This is a genomic window from uncultured Parabacteroides sp. (genome assembly GCF_905196875.1).
GTDB lineage: Bacteria > Bacteroidota > Bacteroidia > Bacteroidales > Tannerellaceae > Parabacteroides.
The window spans coordinates 11,313-29,604 of the sequence record NZ_CAJJWO010000020.1; the positions used below are offsets into that span (position 1 = coordinate 11,313).

Sequence of the window (18,292 nt, forward strand, 5' to 3'; positions counted from 1 at the left end):
AACTACAAAGATATAACTGTTTTTCGGGATTAAAATATAAAATGTATGGAGAGCTTATTAAAGAATGTTTCATCTTGCTGTCAGTCACATTTTCTTGTTGTATCTTCACGGCGTAAATGAAGAATATATTTTGCATATTCGAAATATTAAGAGGTAAATTTTTTATGGTAATAGCTTATTTAAGAGTAACTATAGGCAAGCAGCATCTTGAAACACAAAAAGATGAAATTGAACGCTATGCAGCAGCAAATGGTTTTGAGGTCAATAAATGGATAACGGATATTATTGATGAGAAAAGAAAGGAGAAAGAGTCATCATTAAGTCGTATCATAGACCGGATGAAACAAGGGGATAAGGTGATCATTACTGATATCGCCCGGTTTGGCCGTACCTTATCCGAAGTGATGAATCTTTTAGGTAAATGTATGGCGAAAGGTATTCATGTATGTAGTATAAACGATCGCTATATTCTGGATGACGGTTTGAATACGATGGTAGTATCGGATACCTGCAATCTGATTTCTGAGATCGAACATAACCTGATGTCGATCCGGACAAAAGAAGCCTTGAATCATAAGAAGGATAAAGGACTTCAATTAGGGCGTCCGAAGGGTACCGATGCCAAACAGTCTTTGTTGGATGCCAATAAAGAAGAAGTGATGAATATGCTCGAGAGAGGTGATACGGTCGTGATGATCTGTAAGCATTTTAATGTATCCAGAAATACTTACTATCAGTTTAAGAGGAATTACGGACTTTAAAACCAGTCCTTTTTCCTCATATATATCCAGGTGAGTAAACCTGTAAGGAACATGACTCCCCAGGCTATTCCGTAACCGTATTCCCAGTCGAGCTCAGGCATCAGTTTAAAATTCATACCCCATACGCCGACAAGGAATGTCAATGGAATGAACAGGGTAGACACAACCGTCAGGCGTTTCATGATTGCATTCATACGCAGGTCGTTGTTTGAGATATAGAGGTCTACTAGTGACGATATGATTTCCCTGCAACTTTCGGTTGTTTGTATCACAAACTGCAACTGGTCGGATAAATCTGTATAGATCGGTTGCATATCCGGGCTGATTATTCCGTTCTCCGTGCGTAATAATTTGGGGAACTGTTCTTTCAAAGGCTGGCTATTCTTTTTGATGATCATGTATTCATGACGGCGCTGTTGTATCAGTGAACCCATATTTCCCTGGTCGTTTTTTATGTCGAGCAAGGTTTCTTCAATATCTTCCAGCATTTCTTCTACTTTGGATGCTGTTTCTACCAGATTGGCGATAATCGTATTCAAGAGGAAAGCCAGTAACAATCCACTACCTTTCTTCCGTAGACTCAGCATATTCGATTCCAGTGCTTTCATTGTATTGGCAAATACCGGATTGTTGGTTTCAGTAAAAGATATGACAACATTATCTGTAACCAGTATACTGATGTGCTCGGAATGCATTTCCATATTGGCATCGTAGTAGCAGGAGTTTAAGATAATTAGCATGTGATTGGCATACTCTTCTATTTTTACTACATGTTGAGGAGTCAGGATATCTTTGGCATCCAAGTTATGGAGTCCGAAATCGTTTACGATACGCGTGATCGTTTCTGAATCGGTCAGCCCGCTTACCTGAAACCAATTGACTTTGTTGGGATCGGTCAGCTTATTGAACGAAGTTATTCCTCTCTTAACTTCTATTGTGTGGATTCCATCAGCATTGTATTGTGTGAGACGAATGTCGGTTACAGTTTCATGTTCACCGGCATAATAATATTTATCCGACAGATGACGGTTTGAAATATGTCTGTGCCTGCGCAAATGCGTTCCCTCTTTTCGTCTCATAACTACAATTGTTTTAATCCAGTTCTACAACAGTGATACCTGCACCTCCAAACTGGACATGCTCATCGTGGTACTGCCGGACTCCCGGAACCGAATGCAGATAATCGCGTATCAGTTGCCGTAGAATACCCGTACCCGTGCCGTGCAGGATACGTACACGCTCAGCCCCGACCTGGATAGCATCGTCAATGAAATAAGTGACAGTTTGCAGTGCTTCATCGCCCCTCATACCTCTAACATCTATCTCTTGCTTAAAGTTCAGTTTTTTATCATGCATATGGTCTGTCGTGCCCACACTGACAAAGGTACTTTTCTGAATTTCCTTTTTGATCTGGCCTTTGCTGACCTTCTCCAGTTGTTCGAGTTTCACAGTACTCTTTATCATGCCGAATGCTACAACAGCCTGTTTCCCCTGAAGTTCCATAACTGTTCCAGCGGAAACTTGTCCTTTTAAACGGACATTATCGCCTACCTCGATCACATCACGGTTGAATGTTTGCTTGACGGTAGGGGCGTTCTGCTTTTGCTTTTTACGCTCTTTACGTTCCTGCAGTTTCGCCATCTTACGCGCAATCTTATCGTCTTCTTCTCCGGTCGATTCGATGGATGCTTTGAACTCTTCTAAGGCTTTACGGGCAAGCTTGGTTTGTTCTTTTTCTGCTTGCGCTTCTTTGATCTCGCGAACTGTATTCTCGATTTTGGCATTTGCTTCCGCCAGTATTCGCTGTGCTTCAGCTTTTGCTTCACGCATGATCTCTTTACGTTGCTTATTTACCTCTTCCAGATCCTTTTCGTAGCGGGACGTGATATCTTCCAACTTTTTCTCTTGCTGGCGGATATTTTGCCGTTTACTTTCCCAGTAACGTTTGTCGCGAACGATATCCTGAAGATATTTATCCATATCGATATAATCGGAACCGACCTTGGCTGAAGCATCTGCAATTACATCTTCCGGCAATCCGATCTTTCGTGCAATCTCTACGGCGAACGAACTACCGGGGTTTCCGATGGACAGTTTGAACAGTGGTTGCATCAGATGACGGTCGTATAACATGGCTCCGTTTACAATACCTTCGGTATCTTCAGCAAAATGTTTCAGGTTCTGATAGTGGGTAGTGATCACTCCGAAACTATAGTTCCGGTTGAACCGGTCTAACAATGCTTCAGCAATGGCACCTCCAATCTGTGGTTCCGTTCCGCTACCGAATTCGTCAATCAGGATAATCGTCTTTTCATTACAGTTCCTGACGAAATATTTCATATTGGTCAGGTGAGAACTGTATGTACTCAAATCATTCTCGATACTCTGTTCATCACCGATATCAATAAATATACTGGCAAAAATCCCCGTACGCGAACTTTCATGCAAAGGAATTAATAACCCGCATTGCAACATATATTGTAGCAAACCAACTGTCTTCAGACAAACCGATTTACCCCCGGCGTTCGGGCCGGATATGATCAACAGGCGTTTCTTTTCATCAAGTGTGATGTCGAGAGGAATAACTTGCTTGTTTTGTTTCTGAAGCGACAGAAACAGGAGAGGATGGACGGCACGTGCCCAATCTACCTGTTGTACGTTTTCCACTACAGGTTTGATCCCTTTCACTTGTTCGGCAAAAAGAGCTTTGGCACGGATAAAATCGATGTCTGCCATAAACTCATACGATTGCAGGATATCCGGAACCATCGGACGGACTATATTGGTGAAATCTGTCAATATCTTCATGATCTCACGGCGCTCGTCACCTTCCAGTTCCCTGACACGGTTGTTGGCTTCAACTACTACTTCCGGTTCGATGAAAACCGTCTTACCACTGGCTGATTCGTCATGTACAATTCCTTTTATCTTTCTTTTGAAAGCTGGAGCTACAGGAATCATTAAACGTCCGTCACGCATGGTAGGGGTTACGTCTTTATCGACTACCCCTTCCGACTGCGCACTTCGTAAGATCGATTGGAGGCTACGGGAAATACCACTCATCGTAGATGTTATCTCCTTCCTGATCTGTGCCAGTGTAGGAGAGGCGTTGTCTTTTACTTTCCCGAACTTATCCAGAATGGAGTCTATTTTTCCTATCAGTTGCGGAAAGACGAGTATGTCTCCGGCCAGTGCCGTAAGTGCAGGATAAGCAATCTCTTCATCCTCTACAGGACGGAAGAATCGAACGATATCGTTGATTGTTTGTAAAGAACGTTTCAGGTCGAACAATTCTTTTTCATCCAGCCAGGTTCCTTCCGGTCGTATCCGCTTCAGTGAATAACGTACATCAAAGAAATAGGCAGCAGGAAATTCCTGTTCTCCATGTAAAATACGGACAAACTCATCGGTTTGTTCCAGACGTTCAAGAACGGTTGAATAATCTGCCGAAAAATCCATTTCGGCTACCCGCTCTTGTCCCAGCGGGCTTAAACATTTATCGGAAATTAAACGGCGAACTTTATCGAACCCCGTTTTTTGTTCAAAATTTTGTGGATATATCACGTTTGTTAATATGCTTTATTTTATCTCCACCGTAATCTCCCTGCGGATAGTAGGGCGGACGATGATTTCCATTTTGTTCTTACCCCTTTTGATGTCAAACGTACAGGCGTTGTTACCTGCCGGATTGACATACGGAGCATAATAATACAGGTAGGAGAAGGCTCCTACATTGCCAGAGCTTTGCAAGGCGTCGGCAACCTGAGAGTATTTGAATGTATCCCAGAACATACAACGTTTGAATCCGTTAGCATCCGTAAACTGTGTTTTCGGATCGCGGTATTGCATTGTTTTTGATATGAAATTCTTATAGCCTGCTGTAAATTCTTCAGCGGAATAATTCATTTTGTTTCCATTGATCTTTTCGATCACATCACGCGGGCGAAGGCCGGAGGCATAAGCCGGTGAATTACGGTCGACATCCGTAACCAGTTCCAGACGGTCGATATCGTAACTGATACCCGTATAATTATAAGTTTTCTGACTAACTTTATATTGTACGTTGCGGCCATATTTTACATACGGATACTGCATTAGCATTAACGGTGCATGGATGCGGGCATATTCTTCCAGACGGTAGGAGTCTTCCAATAACTCGTTAGCCTCACATTCCCAGATGATACGTCCGGGAACAAATGCCTGGTCGATCATACGAAAACCGAACTGCAACAGATATTCAGCTTCTGCTTCCGCCGCGGAATTACCCAGGAACGGAAAAGATTCCATCTTGCTTTGAGTGAAATTATAGCGGTAGATGGGCTCTTTGTTTACCAAGATTACATTCGTCCCTTTGAAATTTGGGTTTTTGTCAAAGAAATAAAATGTCTGTATCAGGATATCCGGTTGGGCGATATCAAGTACCATCCCTTTTTTTGTCAGTTCTTTTTCGATGCATTCGTTGATCACTGTTTCCAGTTTGCGGTTGTTTTCGTCGATCGCAGCAAAAGCAAATGTTTTGAATTTACTGAAATTAACGGAGTCGGGTGTAACTACCGTTTTGAAAGGGCATGTGAAAGTCCGTTCGCCAGTTGTCTCCAGGCTATACATCGAGAAGGCAGATGCCAGCTGGTCTTCCATTATTGAGTTGATCTTTTTACAGTCTTTCTTTACCATTACCTGTTTGGTTGGAACGGAAAGATTACTGATCGTGAGAATCACTTCATTTTTACCTGCCGGATTGAATAGTTCCGCAACTTCCTGGGGGGATACTTCCGTAGTGGCTACTCCGTCTATCGCTTCTATCACATCACCTTGTTTCACCCCGGCCAACTCTGCAGAAGAATAGGGTATTATTCCCGTTATTACGGGTTTATTTTTTCCCCAGTTTTTACTTTGGCTGATATCATATGTAAATCCTAATCTGCAAATGGATGCATTCCGGTTCTGGGCATAGCCGGTCATAAATACAAACAACAGTAATATGGATAAAATAATTCTCTTCATAACGTCAGAAATTCTATTATTAGTATTAATAATGCCTGTTTAAATCTAAATATACACGCAAAGGTAAAGATATTTTTGTTGTCTATGAATAGTTGGCAGCATATTTGATGTTATTCCAGTGCATGACAACAGGGATAACTTTATCGATACACCTCATGTTGATAGATAAAGTAAGTTGTATATGACTGACAATTAGGTAATAATAAAAATATTAAGATAGTTATGAGCAAGATGAATTTTAACGGAAAGAAAGAAACATCTGAAAAAGATGAGCGTTTGAATCAGGAAGATGCGACAAATTTGCAGCACGAACAGGAAAATGCGGCAGAAGAAACTGCACAGACTGACAATGTGACCGAAGAACTGGATGCGTTGGAGAAGAAGTATAACGAACTGAATGACTCTCACTTGCGTCTGATGGCTGAATTTGACAATTATCGTAAACGCACATTGCGTGAAAAGGCCGATCTGATAAAGAATGGTGCTGAAGCAGCCTTGAAAGGATTGCTTCCTGTTGTCGATGATTTTGAACGTGCATTACAAAATATCCGTAACTCAGACGATGTTGAAGCTGTAAAGGAAGGAGTAGAACTTATCTATTCGAAATTTATGGCTTATCTGGCCCAGCAGGGTGTAAAAGCCATAGAGGCGGTAGGACAACCTTTCGATACTGAAATGTTTGAAGCTGTGGCTACTATTCCTGCTCCGGAACCTGGCCTGAAAGGAAAAATCCTGGATTGTATCCAGACCGGTTATACTTTAAATGACAGAGTGCTGCGTCACGCTAAAGTAGTAGTAGGAGAATAAGCAACGTGCTAACGGGCAAATAACAACAATACAAAGATGGCTAAAAGAGATTATTATGAAGTGCTGGAGGTAGAAAGAACTGCCACAGTAGAAGAAATTAAGAAATCATATCGGAAAAAAGCAATTCAGTACCACCCTGACAAGAACCCTGGTGACAAACAGGCAGAAGAAAATTTTAAGGAAGCTGCCGAAGCATATGATGTATTGAGCGATCCTCAGAAACGTCAACGCTATGACCAGTTCGGACATGCCGGAGTAGGAGGTGCTTCTCAGGGAGGTGGCTTTGGTGGAGCCGGAATGTCAATGGAAGATATATTTTCTCAGTTCGGAGACATCTTTGGTGGACATTTCGGTGGCTTTGGTGGTTTCGGTGGTTTTGGAGGTGGTTCTCGTGGAGGCCGCCGGGTGAACCGTGGATCGGATTTGCGTGTGAAGGTAAAACTGAACCTGAAAGAGATTGCTAACGGAGTTGAAAAGAAGATTAAGGTTAAGAAATATGTTCCTTGTAGCAAATGCCACGGGAGTGGTGCCGAGGATGATCATAGCAGCAAAACCTGTGATACATGCCATGGTAGTGGTGTAGTAACACGTGTTGCCAATACGATCTTGGGGCAAATGCAGACGCAATCTACTTGTCCGACTTGTGGAGGTGAAGGAAAGATCATCACAAAGAAATGTAGTGAATGTAACGGTGAAGGTATCATGCGTGATGACGACATCATTACAATCAATATTCCGGCTGGTGTTGCAGAAGGAATGCAACTATCGATGAGTGGTAAAGGAAATGCTGCCCGTCATGGAGGTATAAACGGTGACCTGTTGATTCTGATCGAAGAAGAGCCGCATCCAGAATTGATCCGTGATGAGAACGATTTATTATATAATCTGTTACTCAGCGTACCTCAGGCAGCCTTGGGAGGAAATGTTGAAGTTCCGACTATCGATGGTAAGGCGAAGGTGAAAATCGAACCAGGTACACAACCGGGTAAGGTACTTCGTCTGCGGAACAAAGGACTTCCTTCGGTGAACAGTTACGGAACAGGCGACTTGTTGGTTAATGTAAGCGTATATATCCCGGAAACGTTGTCCGCATCAGAAAAAGAAACATTGACGGGGTTGGATAATTCACCTAATTTCCAACCGAACCGTAGTATGAAGGAGAAGATATTCAGTAAATTCAGACATATGTTTGACTAAATATCTGTTTTAAGTCATTCATTTGATGGAGAAAAGGGTGTCGCAGAAGTTTTGTAATGAGACTTTTGTGGCACCCTTTTCTGGTTAATTTGCGACGAATAAAAAGAAACTCGCTTTTATGTACGCCTTGTTTTTATGTCGATAAAGAGTATTTTTTCTTCAGAATAAAAACAATATATTAAAAAAGTAAATATATTTGCTATGATCGTTTTTAATAACGAAGCAAAAGGTTTATGTGTGTAGAAAAATATGAGGGATTTGAAAAATGCATGCGCTTTCAATCTGAAACCGGTTTCAGATTAATCTCCCTTGACAAGGGAGATTATATCGCTGCTAATAATATTGAATTTTGTAATTTAGTGTTTGTGTTAGATGGCGAAGTTGAGTTTTCATCATGTGATTTCCTGCGTCAGAGGTTCAAACAGGATGACTTCTTTTTCTTGCCTCATGCTATTGATATATATGGAACCGCTGTGGTTGATTCGCGTGTCCTGTTGCTTACTTTCGGTAACAGGGTAGAACTTCCTTGCGACAATTGCACTCTTTATAGTTATGTAAAGAGCTATAATTATACAAAGGAAGAGATTAATATTTTTCGTCCTTTACAGGTGACTTCTCAAATTAAACTTTTTGAAGAGCAAATGATCAGTTATCTATTAGCAGCGAAGAAAATTCCATGCGATTACTTGTACGATCTGAAACAAAAGGAACTGTTCATTATTCTTACTTATAATTATACTCGGAAAGAACTGGCAGAGTTTTTCTATCCCGTATTAGGGTATGGGACCAGTTTCAAGCAACGTTTCCAAGCGATCTATAAGAATGGCCTTTCCATTAGTGAGATCGCTTCGATGATGAATATGTCTCTTCGCACTTTTTCCCGTAAATTTTATATCGAGTTTGGCGAACCGGCGCGTTACTGGTTGCTTAAGCAAAAAGCGAAGAACATCAAGCTTAAATTATCCATACCGGGGACAACCATCTTTGATATTATCTTGGAGTTTGATTTTACCGACATGTCGCATTTTACTAAGTTTTGTAAACATTTTTATAATTGTACGCCTGCAGAGCTAATGCGGCAGATAAAAGAGGATGTTTCCAATCGGTAGGCTATTCTTTACATCTCAATTAAGTATAAAAAACTATTCACCTTTTTCTAATTAATAGATATTAAGCAATGAGTTAACTTCAAATACATAACATACAATCTGCTGGACTTGGAAGGTAGGAGTATTTTTTTCTTGTTCTTTCTGGACAATGTTCTGGTAATTATGCCTGGAGTGTCTGTTGCGTTTATGACGAAATGCTCAAATAATAGAAGGATCAATATTTAACCTTTTGGAAAAATTAATAGGCTTTGCATGAATATGATTTTTTACAACGTGATGATTCGCAACAACATTTCTCTTATATTTGTTATATATATTTCATTCAAAAAAGAAAATTATGGTAATACGACAAGAGAAAGAAAAAAAGAAGAAGTACGTTTGTGGAGATGTTTTAAGTTATATGGATGGCCTGGAGAAGGAGAAATATAACTCCGGAAAAAAAGGAACGGCAAGTTTGTATAAGGCAACCCGCAACCAGCTGGAACACTTCTTGGATGGGCGGGATTTCAAAATGAAACGGGTAAATGGACATTTGGTACAGGAATTTGTAGCACATCTACAATCCTTATCTTTAAGCCAGAATTCAGTCAGTAATTATACCAGTATTTTTCGTGCAGCCTATAATGCTGCAGTATCGGAAAATCTGGTTAATCCCGGAGAGAATCCGTTTCAAAAAGTTTATTTGCGGCCTATACAAACCAGTAAGCGCTCGGTTGGTACTAATGTGATTAAGGATATTACCTATCTAAATCTGAAAGGTAAAGAGAATTTGAATTTTGCACGGGATTTGTTTCTGTTTAGTTTTATGGCTTGTGGAATCGCTTTTGTAGACTTGGCCCATCTTACCCGTGCAAATATTCATGGGAATGTACTGGTTTATTATCGTATGAAGACAAAAACGGAAATTCGTGTTACAATAACTTCGGGCATGCGTCGTTTGTTGGACAAATATGCCGATGCCGGATCAAATTTGTTGTTTCCCGTCTTAAAATCACCGGATGCTGCTTATGAAAGCTATAAGGTGGCTTTGCGAACCTACAATCGTCGTTTAGCAATTATCGGGAAGATGTTACCTTCCCCTGTGAAATTGACATCGTATGTTGCACGCCATTCGTGGGCGATGCGTGCAAAAGAAAATTCCGTACCAGTAGCAGTGATCGGACAAGCCCTTGGACATAAATCTGAAAAAACAACTCAATTTTATCTGGCAAGTTTAGACCAAACAATAATTGATAAGGCAAATCAGAAGATTATAAACTTTGTGGAGCAATGGATAAGCAAAAAACCGAGTAGAGATTGACGCTTATTTACGGAATAAGGGTCATTACAAATCACAACCATTAACAGGTAGAATAAAAAACCACGTCCCCCATATCCCAATACAAACAAATGGCTTAATAATTTTATACACTGCAAAAGTAAAAAAAATAAATTGATAAAACTTTTGCCAGGGATTCTTTTGTCTATTAAAAAAGATTAATTTTTTAATAATATATCAGTTTTTTTACGCCGAAATAGCTTGTATAATTGTGAAAATGAGTGTATTATGTAGTACTATGGCTACTGCCACAAATCTCTTAACCGATCTTAGCAGGACAAATTAATTATTAGAACAAATCAATTGACATTTATTTAAAGGAGCATGATTCTAGTAATATTATTTTACTAAATAAACACTTCATTTTTACTTCATCGTTTCCTTTGCTTTTCTTTTTTCAAAAAAGACTATCTAAAAACTATATATGGTCGTAAAAAGATATCATTCATAACTTTTTATCTGCATCCTACCTGAACTTATAAAATAAAGTATTGATATATAGTAATTTAAAATCCATGACCCTTATTCCGTAAATAAGGGTCAAATAATACTTATGTGTCAACCAGGAAATGGGACTGACGACCTTCGTTATGTAAAAACTAAATCAGGGAAAGATGTTAACAGGTTTATTATCAATGATAATTACTTTGGTGCAAAGAGATTCGACAAAAGTGGGAATAGTTATTACACTTTGTTTTTTTATATCTTTTGTTTGCTCTGTATTTATGCTTCCGAGGATAATGATCATATCCAAACGAAAGCGTTTATACGATGATCCGAATGCACGGAAGTGTCATTCGGCTGCGATATCACGTTTGGGAGGATTGGTGTTTATACCATCGGTATTGATTGCATTCTCTTTGTCTACCGCATTTCTTTTCATTATCGATATTCCTTTTGATTCGGATTTTTCAGGTAAAACTTTATTGGAGTTACTGTTTTTATTAGGGGGAAGCCTATTTTTATATTTGGTAGGTGTTAAAGATGATCTGATAGGGGTTCGTTACCGTAAGAAATTCATAGCTCAATTTTTCGTTGCTACTCTATTTCCATTGGCAGGACTCTATATCAATAACTTGTATGGTCTGTTGGGATTGTATGAAATATCAGGGTTGATTGGGGTTCCTTTCACTATTGTATTGGTCGTATTTATTACTAATGCTATTAATCTGATTGACGGGATAGACGGATTAGCAGGTGGTGAGGCATTAGTTGCTTTTATAACCTTTGGAGTATTATATATTTTGAGAGAACAATGGCTTTATTCCATATTGGCTTTTGCATTTGTCGGTTGTTTGTTACCCTTCCTTTATTGTAATGTATTCGGGTCAGCTTCCCGTGGCAGTAAATTGTTCATGGGAGATTCCGGTTCCTTGTCTCTGGGATATATGTTATCTTTTTTTGCGATAAAGTATGTGATGTATATTCCGGGAGATGGTATGGACGGACAATGCCTTGTCATTCCGTTTTCGCTTTTATTCGTGCCTGTTTTTGATGCTTTGCGGGTAATGGTGGTTCGTGCTTTTCAGAATCACCCATTGTTTCTTGCTGATCGCAGTCATATTCATCATAAATGTCTGGATGCCGGTTTTACGCATTTACAGGCAACTTGTCTATTGATCGGTTATACTGTGATTATGTTTTTTCTAAACCTAGGCTTATTCCGGATATTTAATCTGAATATATTGGTGATCCTTAATATGTTGGTAGCTATTTTGATAAATTATTTTCTAGGTATCAAGATAAGAGCTATAAGAAAAATTCATGATTTCGATTTTGGTAATATATCCTTTCCTGAAATAAAAAAATAAGAGGTGATTACGATACTGATTTTATATACGGAATTGATGCCTTATAACATAGCTGTTATAAAAGCATTAGTGAAAAAAGATTGTCGTGTACATGTCGTATTGTACGACATGAGTAAAAAAACACCTTATTTACCTCCTTCAATGGATAATGTCATTTATTATAAACGTTCTGTATTTTCAAGTGCAAAACATTTGTTTGGGATAGTGGAAGAGGTGAAACCGGATTTGATATGGACAGCCGGTTGGATAGATCCGTTGTATAATAATGTTTGCAAAATCGTTCGTCAGAAATTATATCTTCCAGTCGTAGCTGGTAGTGATACACAATGGCATGGAGGAAAACAATGGCTGAATGTTTGGACATCTTGTTTTCGTCAGCGCCTCTGGTTCAGTCATTTGTTTGTGGCTGGGGAGTGGCAGGTAAAGTATGCACAGAAGTTGGGTTTCGGGCAGGAACAGATACTGATGCATAACCTTTCAGCAGATGTTGAACTTTTCAGCCGGATAGATATTGATAATAGGAGAAAGGAATATCCTAAAAGGCTTTTGTATGTCGGTCGTTTTGCATCGGATAAGGGATTGATTCATTTACTGAAAGCTTGGCAGACGATATCTGACCGGAAAGGCTGGCAATTAGTATTGGTTGGGAATGGTCCTGAAAAAGAAAAATTATTTGGTTATCCGGATGTGGAAATCCTGGATTTCATGGAGCAAAAGGACTTACTGAAAGTGATGGAGAGTTCCGGCGCTTTCATTTTACCTTCTGTATTCGAGCCGTGGGCATTGGTTTTACATGAAGCTGCTTGTGCCGGTTTACCGATACTAGCATCCAATTGTTGTGGAGCAACAGTTTCGTTTGTGAAGGAAGGGAAAAACGGATATTTGTTTATTCCTGGTGATATTTATTCGATCCGTCATTCGATAGAGAGATTTATAAACAGAACAGAATCTGATTGGTTATTGATGGGAGTGAGTAGTCGGCAGCTATCTTTACAGATAACGCCGGAAAGAGTAGTTGATACGTTATTGACTGTTTTATAATAGATATGGAGATATTGTTATTCTGGGGCCTTTTTATTGTTTCTTTGTCTAAAGCAATTCCTCTGTTACCCTCTGTTCCGGAAGTTTTTTACTATGGGAGTTTTTTGATTTGTTTTGTTTGGCTAATATTCATAGGAGGAATAAAGGTTTCCTGGAAATATATGTTTTTTTTATCGGCTATTCTTTTTTCGGTTTGGCTGAATGATATACCTGCTTTGTTCAGGGTCTGGTTTCGGGTGGTGGCCTTTTTTAGTCTGGTTTTTATGATTGGTCCGTTTTTTATAAACGACTGTCTGATTCGTATGCGCAGACTTTTATTTGTCCGCTCTTTACTGGTTCTCCGTTGGGTGGTGCTGTTTTCTTTTCTTTTGAAGTTTATCATCCCTGATATGATGATGGGGAGATCTGGATTTAACGGGTTGACCAATCATTCAATGTTGTTGTCTCCTTTGGCTGGAATTTGTGTACTCTATGGTATTTACCGTTTTTATTTGTCAGAGTCGAGATTAGGACGATATAAGGAAATGATATATATCAGTATTTCTTTTTTTGTGTTGATACTTGCTGGTTCACGTGGTGCTTTAGTTGCAACTTTGGTTGGGCTTATTTTCTTTTATGTACGTTTGTATAAGAACCAGATAGGGCAACTGGCCAAAATAATATTGTTTTTTTCTTTATTACTCATATCGACATATTCAATCTGGTGGCCTTATACTGAAAGGATAAGGGAGAAGATGGATTCGAGTGAGAATGTGGGTAGCCTGACATCCAGCCGTGATAGGTTATGGGAAGATAGGATTAAAGAATTTAAGGCTTTTCCTGTTTTTGGTGTCGGGTTTGCCAGTTATAATCTTAATTATATACAGAGTGAACATTCCATTAATCGACAGAGCGGAACCGTAGAGCCGGGTAGCAGTTGGCTCTTTTTGCTCTCGTCACTTGGATTATATGGATTTCTATTATTCTTATTGCCTGTATTATATTTATTATATATGCTTTATAAGAATTCCGGAACCGGTTTGAATGGGGGGCTGGTTGGCTCCATCATGACCTTGTTCAGTGTTCATATGTTGGTGGAAGGTTTTGTCGTAGCTTCCGGATCTTATCTTTGTTTCTTTTTATGGCTTTCTTTATCGGAAGGCGATCAAATTCTACAAAATAGTAATAACAAGTTTTTATAAGTATGATTCCAATAATACCGTCGATTGTATCCCGGTTGTATTTAATATTGCCTCGCCAATACCGTTTACGTATCTGGATAACAGGCTTGACCATTTTTATTATGTCCGTTTTTGATTTGGTAGGGATAGGCGTTTTGGTACCTGTGCTACTTCTCGTTTTGAATGAAGACACAGTGACTGAAAATCGATATATGTCTGAATTGTTCCATAGGTGCGGATTTAATGATTTTTTCTCATTCATGCTTTTTATTTGCGGAGTTATCCTGTTGTTTTCCATCGGACGTATAGTGATTTGTACATGGTTACAGTATAAGCAAAATAAACGGTTGTTCACTATTTCCAGTTATTTATCTTTGCGCTTATATCGTTATTATTATTCAAAAGGTTTCCTGTATATCAAGCAACATAATAGTCATCAGCTGATCAATCGGGTCAATGGGGTTTCCCAAAGTCTGATCCAGGGATATCTGGTTCCTTACACCCAGTTGATTTGCGAGTGTGTCGTGATGATTTCCATTCTAATAGGATTGGTCTGGTTTGATGTATATGTATTTCTGTTGGTTTTGATGACGTTTGTTCCGATCACATTGATCTATTATCGTTTCTCACGGAAGCGTATGATGAGATATGGTACAATGTTGTTCCAGTTAATCCCTTTAAAAAATAAGATACTGCAACAAACTTTTGTCGGCTATACAGATATGGAGATGAGCAATTCGTTTCCTGAAAGCGTTGACAATTTCGATGAATTGATGGAAAGACAGAACCAGATCAATGTAAAAACTTTGCTACTTAGCGGTTCTATACAGAAAGCATTGGAAATAGCGATCGTCTGTTCACTGGTAGTGCTTATTATGGCTACTCAATTATTTCGATTACCGTCTCTGGGACTGATCATCGGTTTGTTTGCAATTGCTGTTTATCGGGTTCTTCCCGGCTTGGTACGTAGTACGAGTTTTGTATTTCAGATGAAAGCAAACTCGTATTCTGCCGATTTGTTGATGGATTTGGATGCCGAACAGGCGGAAGCTGAAGTCTTGGAACAAGAACCGATTGATTTCAAACACACTATATCGATCCGTTCTATCAGTTTTTCATATGATAAAAAGGTTCAGGTATTAAACAATGTTTCCCTGGTCATTCATAAAGGAGATATTCTCGGTTTTCGTGGTGAGTCAGGCTCAGGAAAATCTACATTGTTTCATTTGTTACTGGGATTTATTCAGCCGGATTCGGGTGGAATCTATATTGATGACGTTTTACTCTCACCGGAGAGGATGTCCGCGTGGCGAAGTAAGATCGGTTATGTATCGCAGCAACTATTTATGATAGAGGGAACCCTGCTTGATAATATAGTAATGAGCTTAGGTAAAGAGAAGGTTGACAGAATACGGATCGATCAGATTGTCCGACAGGCTTGTTTGGATAGTTTTATCAAAACATTACCTCAAGGAGTTGATACTCCGGTAGGGGAGGCTGGATGTCTTCTTTCCGGAGGTCAACGTCAGAGACTCGGCATTGCACGTGCTTTATATAAACAAGCCGAGATCCTGATGTTTGATGAAGCGACCTCTTCTCTCGATGAAGCGACCGAGCATTCCATAAACGAAGCTATTGTCCATCTGCTGAAAGAGTGTCCGGGGATGACGTTACTGGTTATTTCGCATCGTCCGGAATCGCTGGCTGTATGTCGTAAAATAATAGATATTAATGATTTGAATAATAAAGAATATTCCTGAAAGAATCAAGTGGTTTAGAAATATAAAGTTATGATTTATTCCTATTTAGAAGGTAGATTGGGAAATATCCTGTTTGAAATTGCAGCAGGTGCGTCTTTGGCAAAAAAGATGAGTGTTCCGTTTAAAGCTTTACTTTGTTCTCCCGACATTTTCGGTGAACCTGATAATTGTTCTATATCGGAATATGTGAAACCTTTTCAGAAATCGATATTGCGTAATATCGATTTTTCGAACCAGTATCCGGAAAACTTGAAAGTTTATCAGGAACCTGATTTTCCTTATCGAATTCTTCCCAGGGAAAAAGATCTTTTGTTGAAGGGATACTTTCAGTCGGAAAGATATTTTGATGAAGAAGTCGTTCGGGATTTGTTTCATATAGATACTGAAACATTTTCTTATATAAGAGAAAAATATGGCCATTTACTTGATATGAATGCGGTGTCTATTCTGGTTCGCCGTGGAGATTATTTGAAATTACAATTCAAACATCCGGTATGTCGGATGAGCTATTACAGGAAAGCGATGGCTGCTTTTGCTTCTGATACGGTGTTCCTTGTTATCAGTGATGATATTGAGTGGTGTAAGAAGCATTTTAGAGGAGATAATTTCTTTTTTGTAGATGATGAACCTCCTCTTGTTGACTTATATCTTCAGTCTTTGTGTGTACACAATATAATAAGTAATTCTTCTTTTGGCTGGTGGGGAGCATGGCTTAATCCGAATCCCCAAAAGAGGATTATTTGTCCTACTCCATGGTTTGCACCTTCAGGAAAAGAAAAAGATACCAGAGATTTATGTCCCATGAGATGGAGGAAAGAACCGATAGCAGGAACTTTTGAATTGTATTTCAGAACTTATTACTCATTAGCTGTAATAAGTATAAAGATAGCATTGCATAGAATTGTGACAAATATAAAGAAGTCTTTCTCTTAGTATTATCAAATAGCAGCATATATTAAAATAAAATAGAAATGAAGAAATATGATTTCTTAAGAAAGTTTTTGATTGCCCGTAATGCTAAAAAGCAAGCTCCTATATATATGGCGCGTAAAGATGTACTTCATTGTTTGCATTTAGGATGTGGCAGCAATTTGTTACCAGGCTGGTTGAATACAGATATTCTTGTTCCTGTAAAAGGAGAAAAGATCTATTTGGATGCAACTAAACCTTATCCGTTTGCAGATAAAAGTTTCGACTATATTTTTTCAGAGCATTTGTTCGAACATCTTTCGTTGCAAAATGCCGTGTATATGTTGTCGGAATGTAAAAGAGTACTGAAAGATAATGGAACGATCAGAATCACCTTACCGGATATGACCTTTTTGTTGGATATGTATTTGCATCCGGAGAAATACCGGGAATATCTGAAGTTTTGTACGAAACGTTTCTTGCCGGAGGTGGAAGAATTATTCCCTGGCGAGTATCCGGAAGTGCTGGTGATAAATAACTTTTACCGGGATTGGGGGCATCAGGTGATCTACGACTTTAAGACATTGGAAATGCTGTTACGTAAGTGTGGCTATAGGAATATAAAACGATGTAAGGTAGGTGTCAGTGATCATACTGTCCTTCAAGGTATAGAAAGACATGATGACGTAAATTTCCCAGGGCTTACCGAAATCGAGTCTATGGTCATCGAAGCCTCTTATTAACAACTAAAATTTGAATGCAAAACATTATGCAGAAATTATTATCAGGAACTGTTCTTGCCCTAAGAAAGATCAGTTCTTGTTGGACCTTTCTCGTGACTTACAATATATGGCTTTATCTAAAATCCCATGGAAAGATACGATTACTAAAAAGATCGTCTTTGAGAATCAATAACAACGGTTGTCTTTCTGTGGAAGGACGATTATCCGGTTTTCCTATCTTGTATAAGCCGAGTACGATCATGGTAGAAGGAGGAAACCTGATCGTCAAAAAGAAACTTTTACTGCTCGATGATGTGACGATCTGGGTTCATAGAGGCGCCAACCTGATAATAGGCGATTGTACTATAAATAACAATACTTATGTAGAATGTGAATCAAGTATCACGATAGGGAATAATGTCGGATTCGGCCGTAATGTGACTATCCGTGATTCGGATGGCCATGATCATGGGGATACATTCGGTGACAGGCAAAGATGTCGGCCGTTAGTGATCGAGGATTCTGTTTGGATCGGTTCCTATGCGATGATACTACGAGGAATACACATCGGTGAAAGTGCGATCATTGCAGCTGGTGCTGTCGTCACGAAAGATGTTCCGGCGAGATGTATGGTTGCCGGTGTACCTGCAAAGATCATAAAAGAGAATGTTTATTGGAAGTGGTGATCCTAAA

The 18,292-nt window shown here is 39.2% G+C and carries 15 protein-coding genes; 12 read left to right on the top strand and 3 right to left on the bottom strand.

All coding sequences use genetic code 11. From position 1 onward, the window contains the following. The first annotated feature begins 164 nt into the window (after window positions 1-164). Window positions 165-761: a recombinase family protein gene (locus tag QZ076_RS09035; protein ID WP_293712610.1), complete on the top strand. Its 597-nt coding sequence runs from the start codon at window positions 165-167 to the stop codon at window positions 759-761. Here QZ076_RS09035 and corA read toward each other — a convergent pair. From corA to QZ076_RS09050, 3 genes are read right to left on the bottom strand one after another with little or no spacing between them, the layout of a single operon-like run. After that, window positions 758-1,840 carry a magnesium/cobalt transporter CorA gene (corA, locus tag QZ076_RS09040; RefSeq protein ID WP_293712612.1) on the bottom strand — a complete coding sequence of 361 codons (1,083 nt, stop codon included), beginning with the start codon at window positions 1,838-1,840 and terminating at the stop codon, window positions 758-760. The two genes, QZ076_RS09035 and corA, sit on opposite strands and share 4 nt — an antisense overlap. A gap of 13 nt (window positions 1,841-1,853) precedes the next feature. After that, the gene (locus QZ076_RS09045; protein WP_293712614.1) at window positions 1,854-4,325 is read right to left on the bottom strand and encodes an endonuclease MutS2; all 2,472 of its coding nucleotides are present in this window, start codon (window positions 4,323-4,325) and stop codon (window positions 1,854-1,856) included. A 15-nt stretch (window positions 4,326-4,340) separates the two neighbouring features. Then, window positions 4,341-5,765: a PDZ domain-containing protein gene (locus tag QZ076_RS09050; RefSeq protein WP_293712616.1), complete on the bottom strand. Its 1,425-nt coding sequence runs from the start codon at window positions 5,763-5,765 to the stop codon at window positions 4,341-4,343. A 222-nt stretch (window positions 5,766-5,987) separates the two neighbouring features. Between QZ076_RS09050 and QZ076_RS09055 the strand changes: the two genes are divergently transcribed. From QZ076_RS09055 to QZ076_RS09105, 11 genes are all read left to right on the top strand, one after another. After that, window positions 5,988-6,572 carry a nucleotide exchange factor GrpE gene (locus QZ076_RS09055; RefSeq protein ID WP_293712618.1) on the top strand — a complete coding sequence of 195 codons (585 nt, stop codon included), beginning with the start codon at window positions 5,988-5,990 and terminating at the stop codon, window positions 6,570-6,572. A 36-nt stretch (window positions 6,573-6,608) separates the two neighbouring features. Further along, window positions 6,609-7,769: a molecular chaperone DnaJ gene (gene dnaJ, locus QZ076_RS09060; protein WP_293712621.1), complete on the top strand. Its 1,161-nt coding sequence runs from the start codon at window positions 6,609-6,611 to the stop codon at window positions 7,767-7,769. 269 nt (window positions 7,770-8,038) lie between these two features. After that, a complete protein-coding gene (locus QZ076_RS09065) occupies window positions 8,039-8,878 on the top strand; it encodes an AraC family transcriptional regulator (protein WP_293712624.1) in 840 nt (279 codons plus the stop codon). A gap of 337 nt (window positions 8,879-9,215) precedes the next feature. Then, complete coding sequence (locus QZ076_RS09070; protein WP_293712627.1) at window positions 9,216-10,178, top strand: site-specific integrase; 963 nt, start codon at window positions 9,216-9,218, stop codon at window positions 10,176-10,178. A gap of 758 nt (window positions 10,179-10,936) precedes the next feature. Continuing rightward, on the top strand, window positions 10,937-12,007 hold the full coding sequence (locus QZ076_RS09075; protein WP_293712629.1) for an MraY family glycosyltransferase: 1,071 nt from the start codon (window positions 10,937-10,939) through the stop codon (window positions 12,005-12,007). Window positions 12,008-12,010: 3 nt separating this feature from the next. After that, window positions 12,011-13,048: a glycosyltransferase family 4 protein gene (locus QZ076_RS09080; RefSeq protein WP_293712631.1), complete on the top strand. Its 1,038-nt coding sequence runs from the start codon at window positions 12,011-12,013 to the stop codon at window positions 13,046-13,048. Between the two features lie 263 nt (window positions 13,049-13,311). Next, window positions 13,312-14,229, top strand: a complete 918-nt coding sequence (locus tag QZ076_RS09085) for an O-antigen ligase family protein (RefSeq protein ID WP_293712633.1) — start codon at window positions 13,312-13,314, stop codon at window positions 14,227-14,229. Between the two features lie 2 nt (window positions 14,230-14,231). Further along, complete coding sequence (locus QZ076_RS09090) at window positions 14,232-15,968, top strand: ABC transporter ATP-binding protein (protein WP_293712635.1); 1,737 nt, start codon at window positions 14,232-14,234, stop codon at window positions 15,966-15,968. A 30-nt stretch (window positions 15,969-15,998) separates the two neighbouring features. Next, the gene (locus tag QZ076_RS09095; RefSeq protein WP_293712637.1) at window positions 15,999-16,901 is read left to right on the top strand and encodes an alpha-1,2-fucosyltransferase; all 903 of its coding nucleotides are present in this window, start codon (window positions 15,999-16,001) and stop codon (window positions 16,899-16,901) included. Window positions 16,902-16,939: 38 nt separating this feature from the next. Next, on the top strand, window positions 16,940-17,620 hold the full coding sequence (locus QZ076_RS09100) for a methyltransferase domain-containing protein (RefSeq protein WP_293712639.1): 681 nt from the start codon (window positions 16,940-16,942) through the stop codon (window positions 17,618-17,620). 158 nt (window positions 17,621-17,778) lie between these two features. Continuing rightward, the gene (locus QZ076_RS09105; RefSeq protein WP_293712641.1) at window positions 17,779-18,285 is read left to right on the top strand and encodes an acyltransferase; all 507 of its coding nucleotides are present in this window, start codon (window positions 17,779-17,781) and stop codon (window positions 18,283-18,285) included. Window positions 18,286-18,292 lie beyond the last annotated feature (7 nt).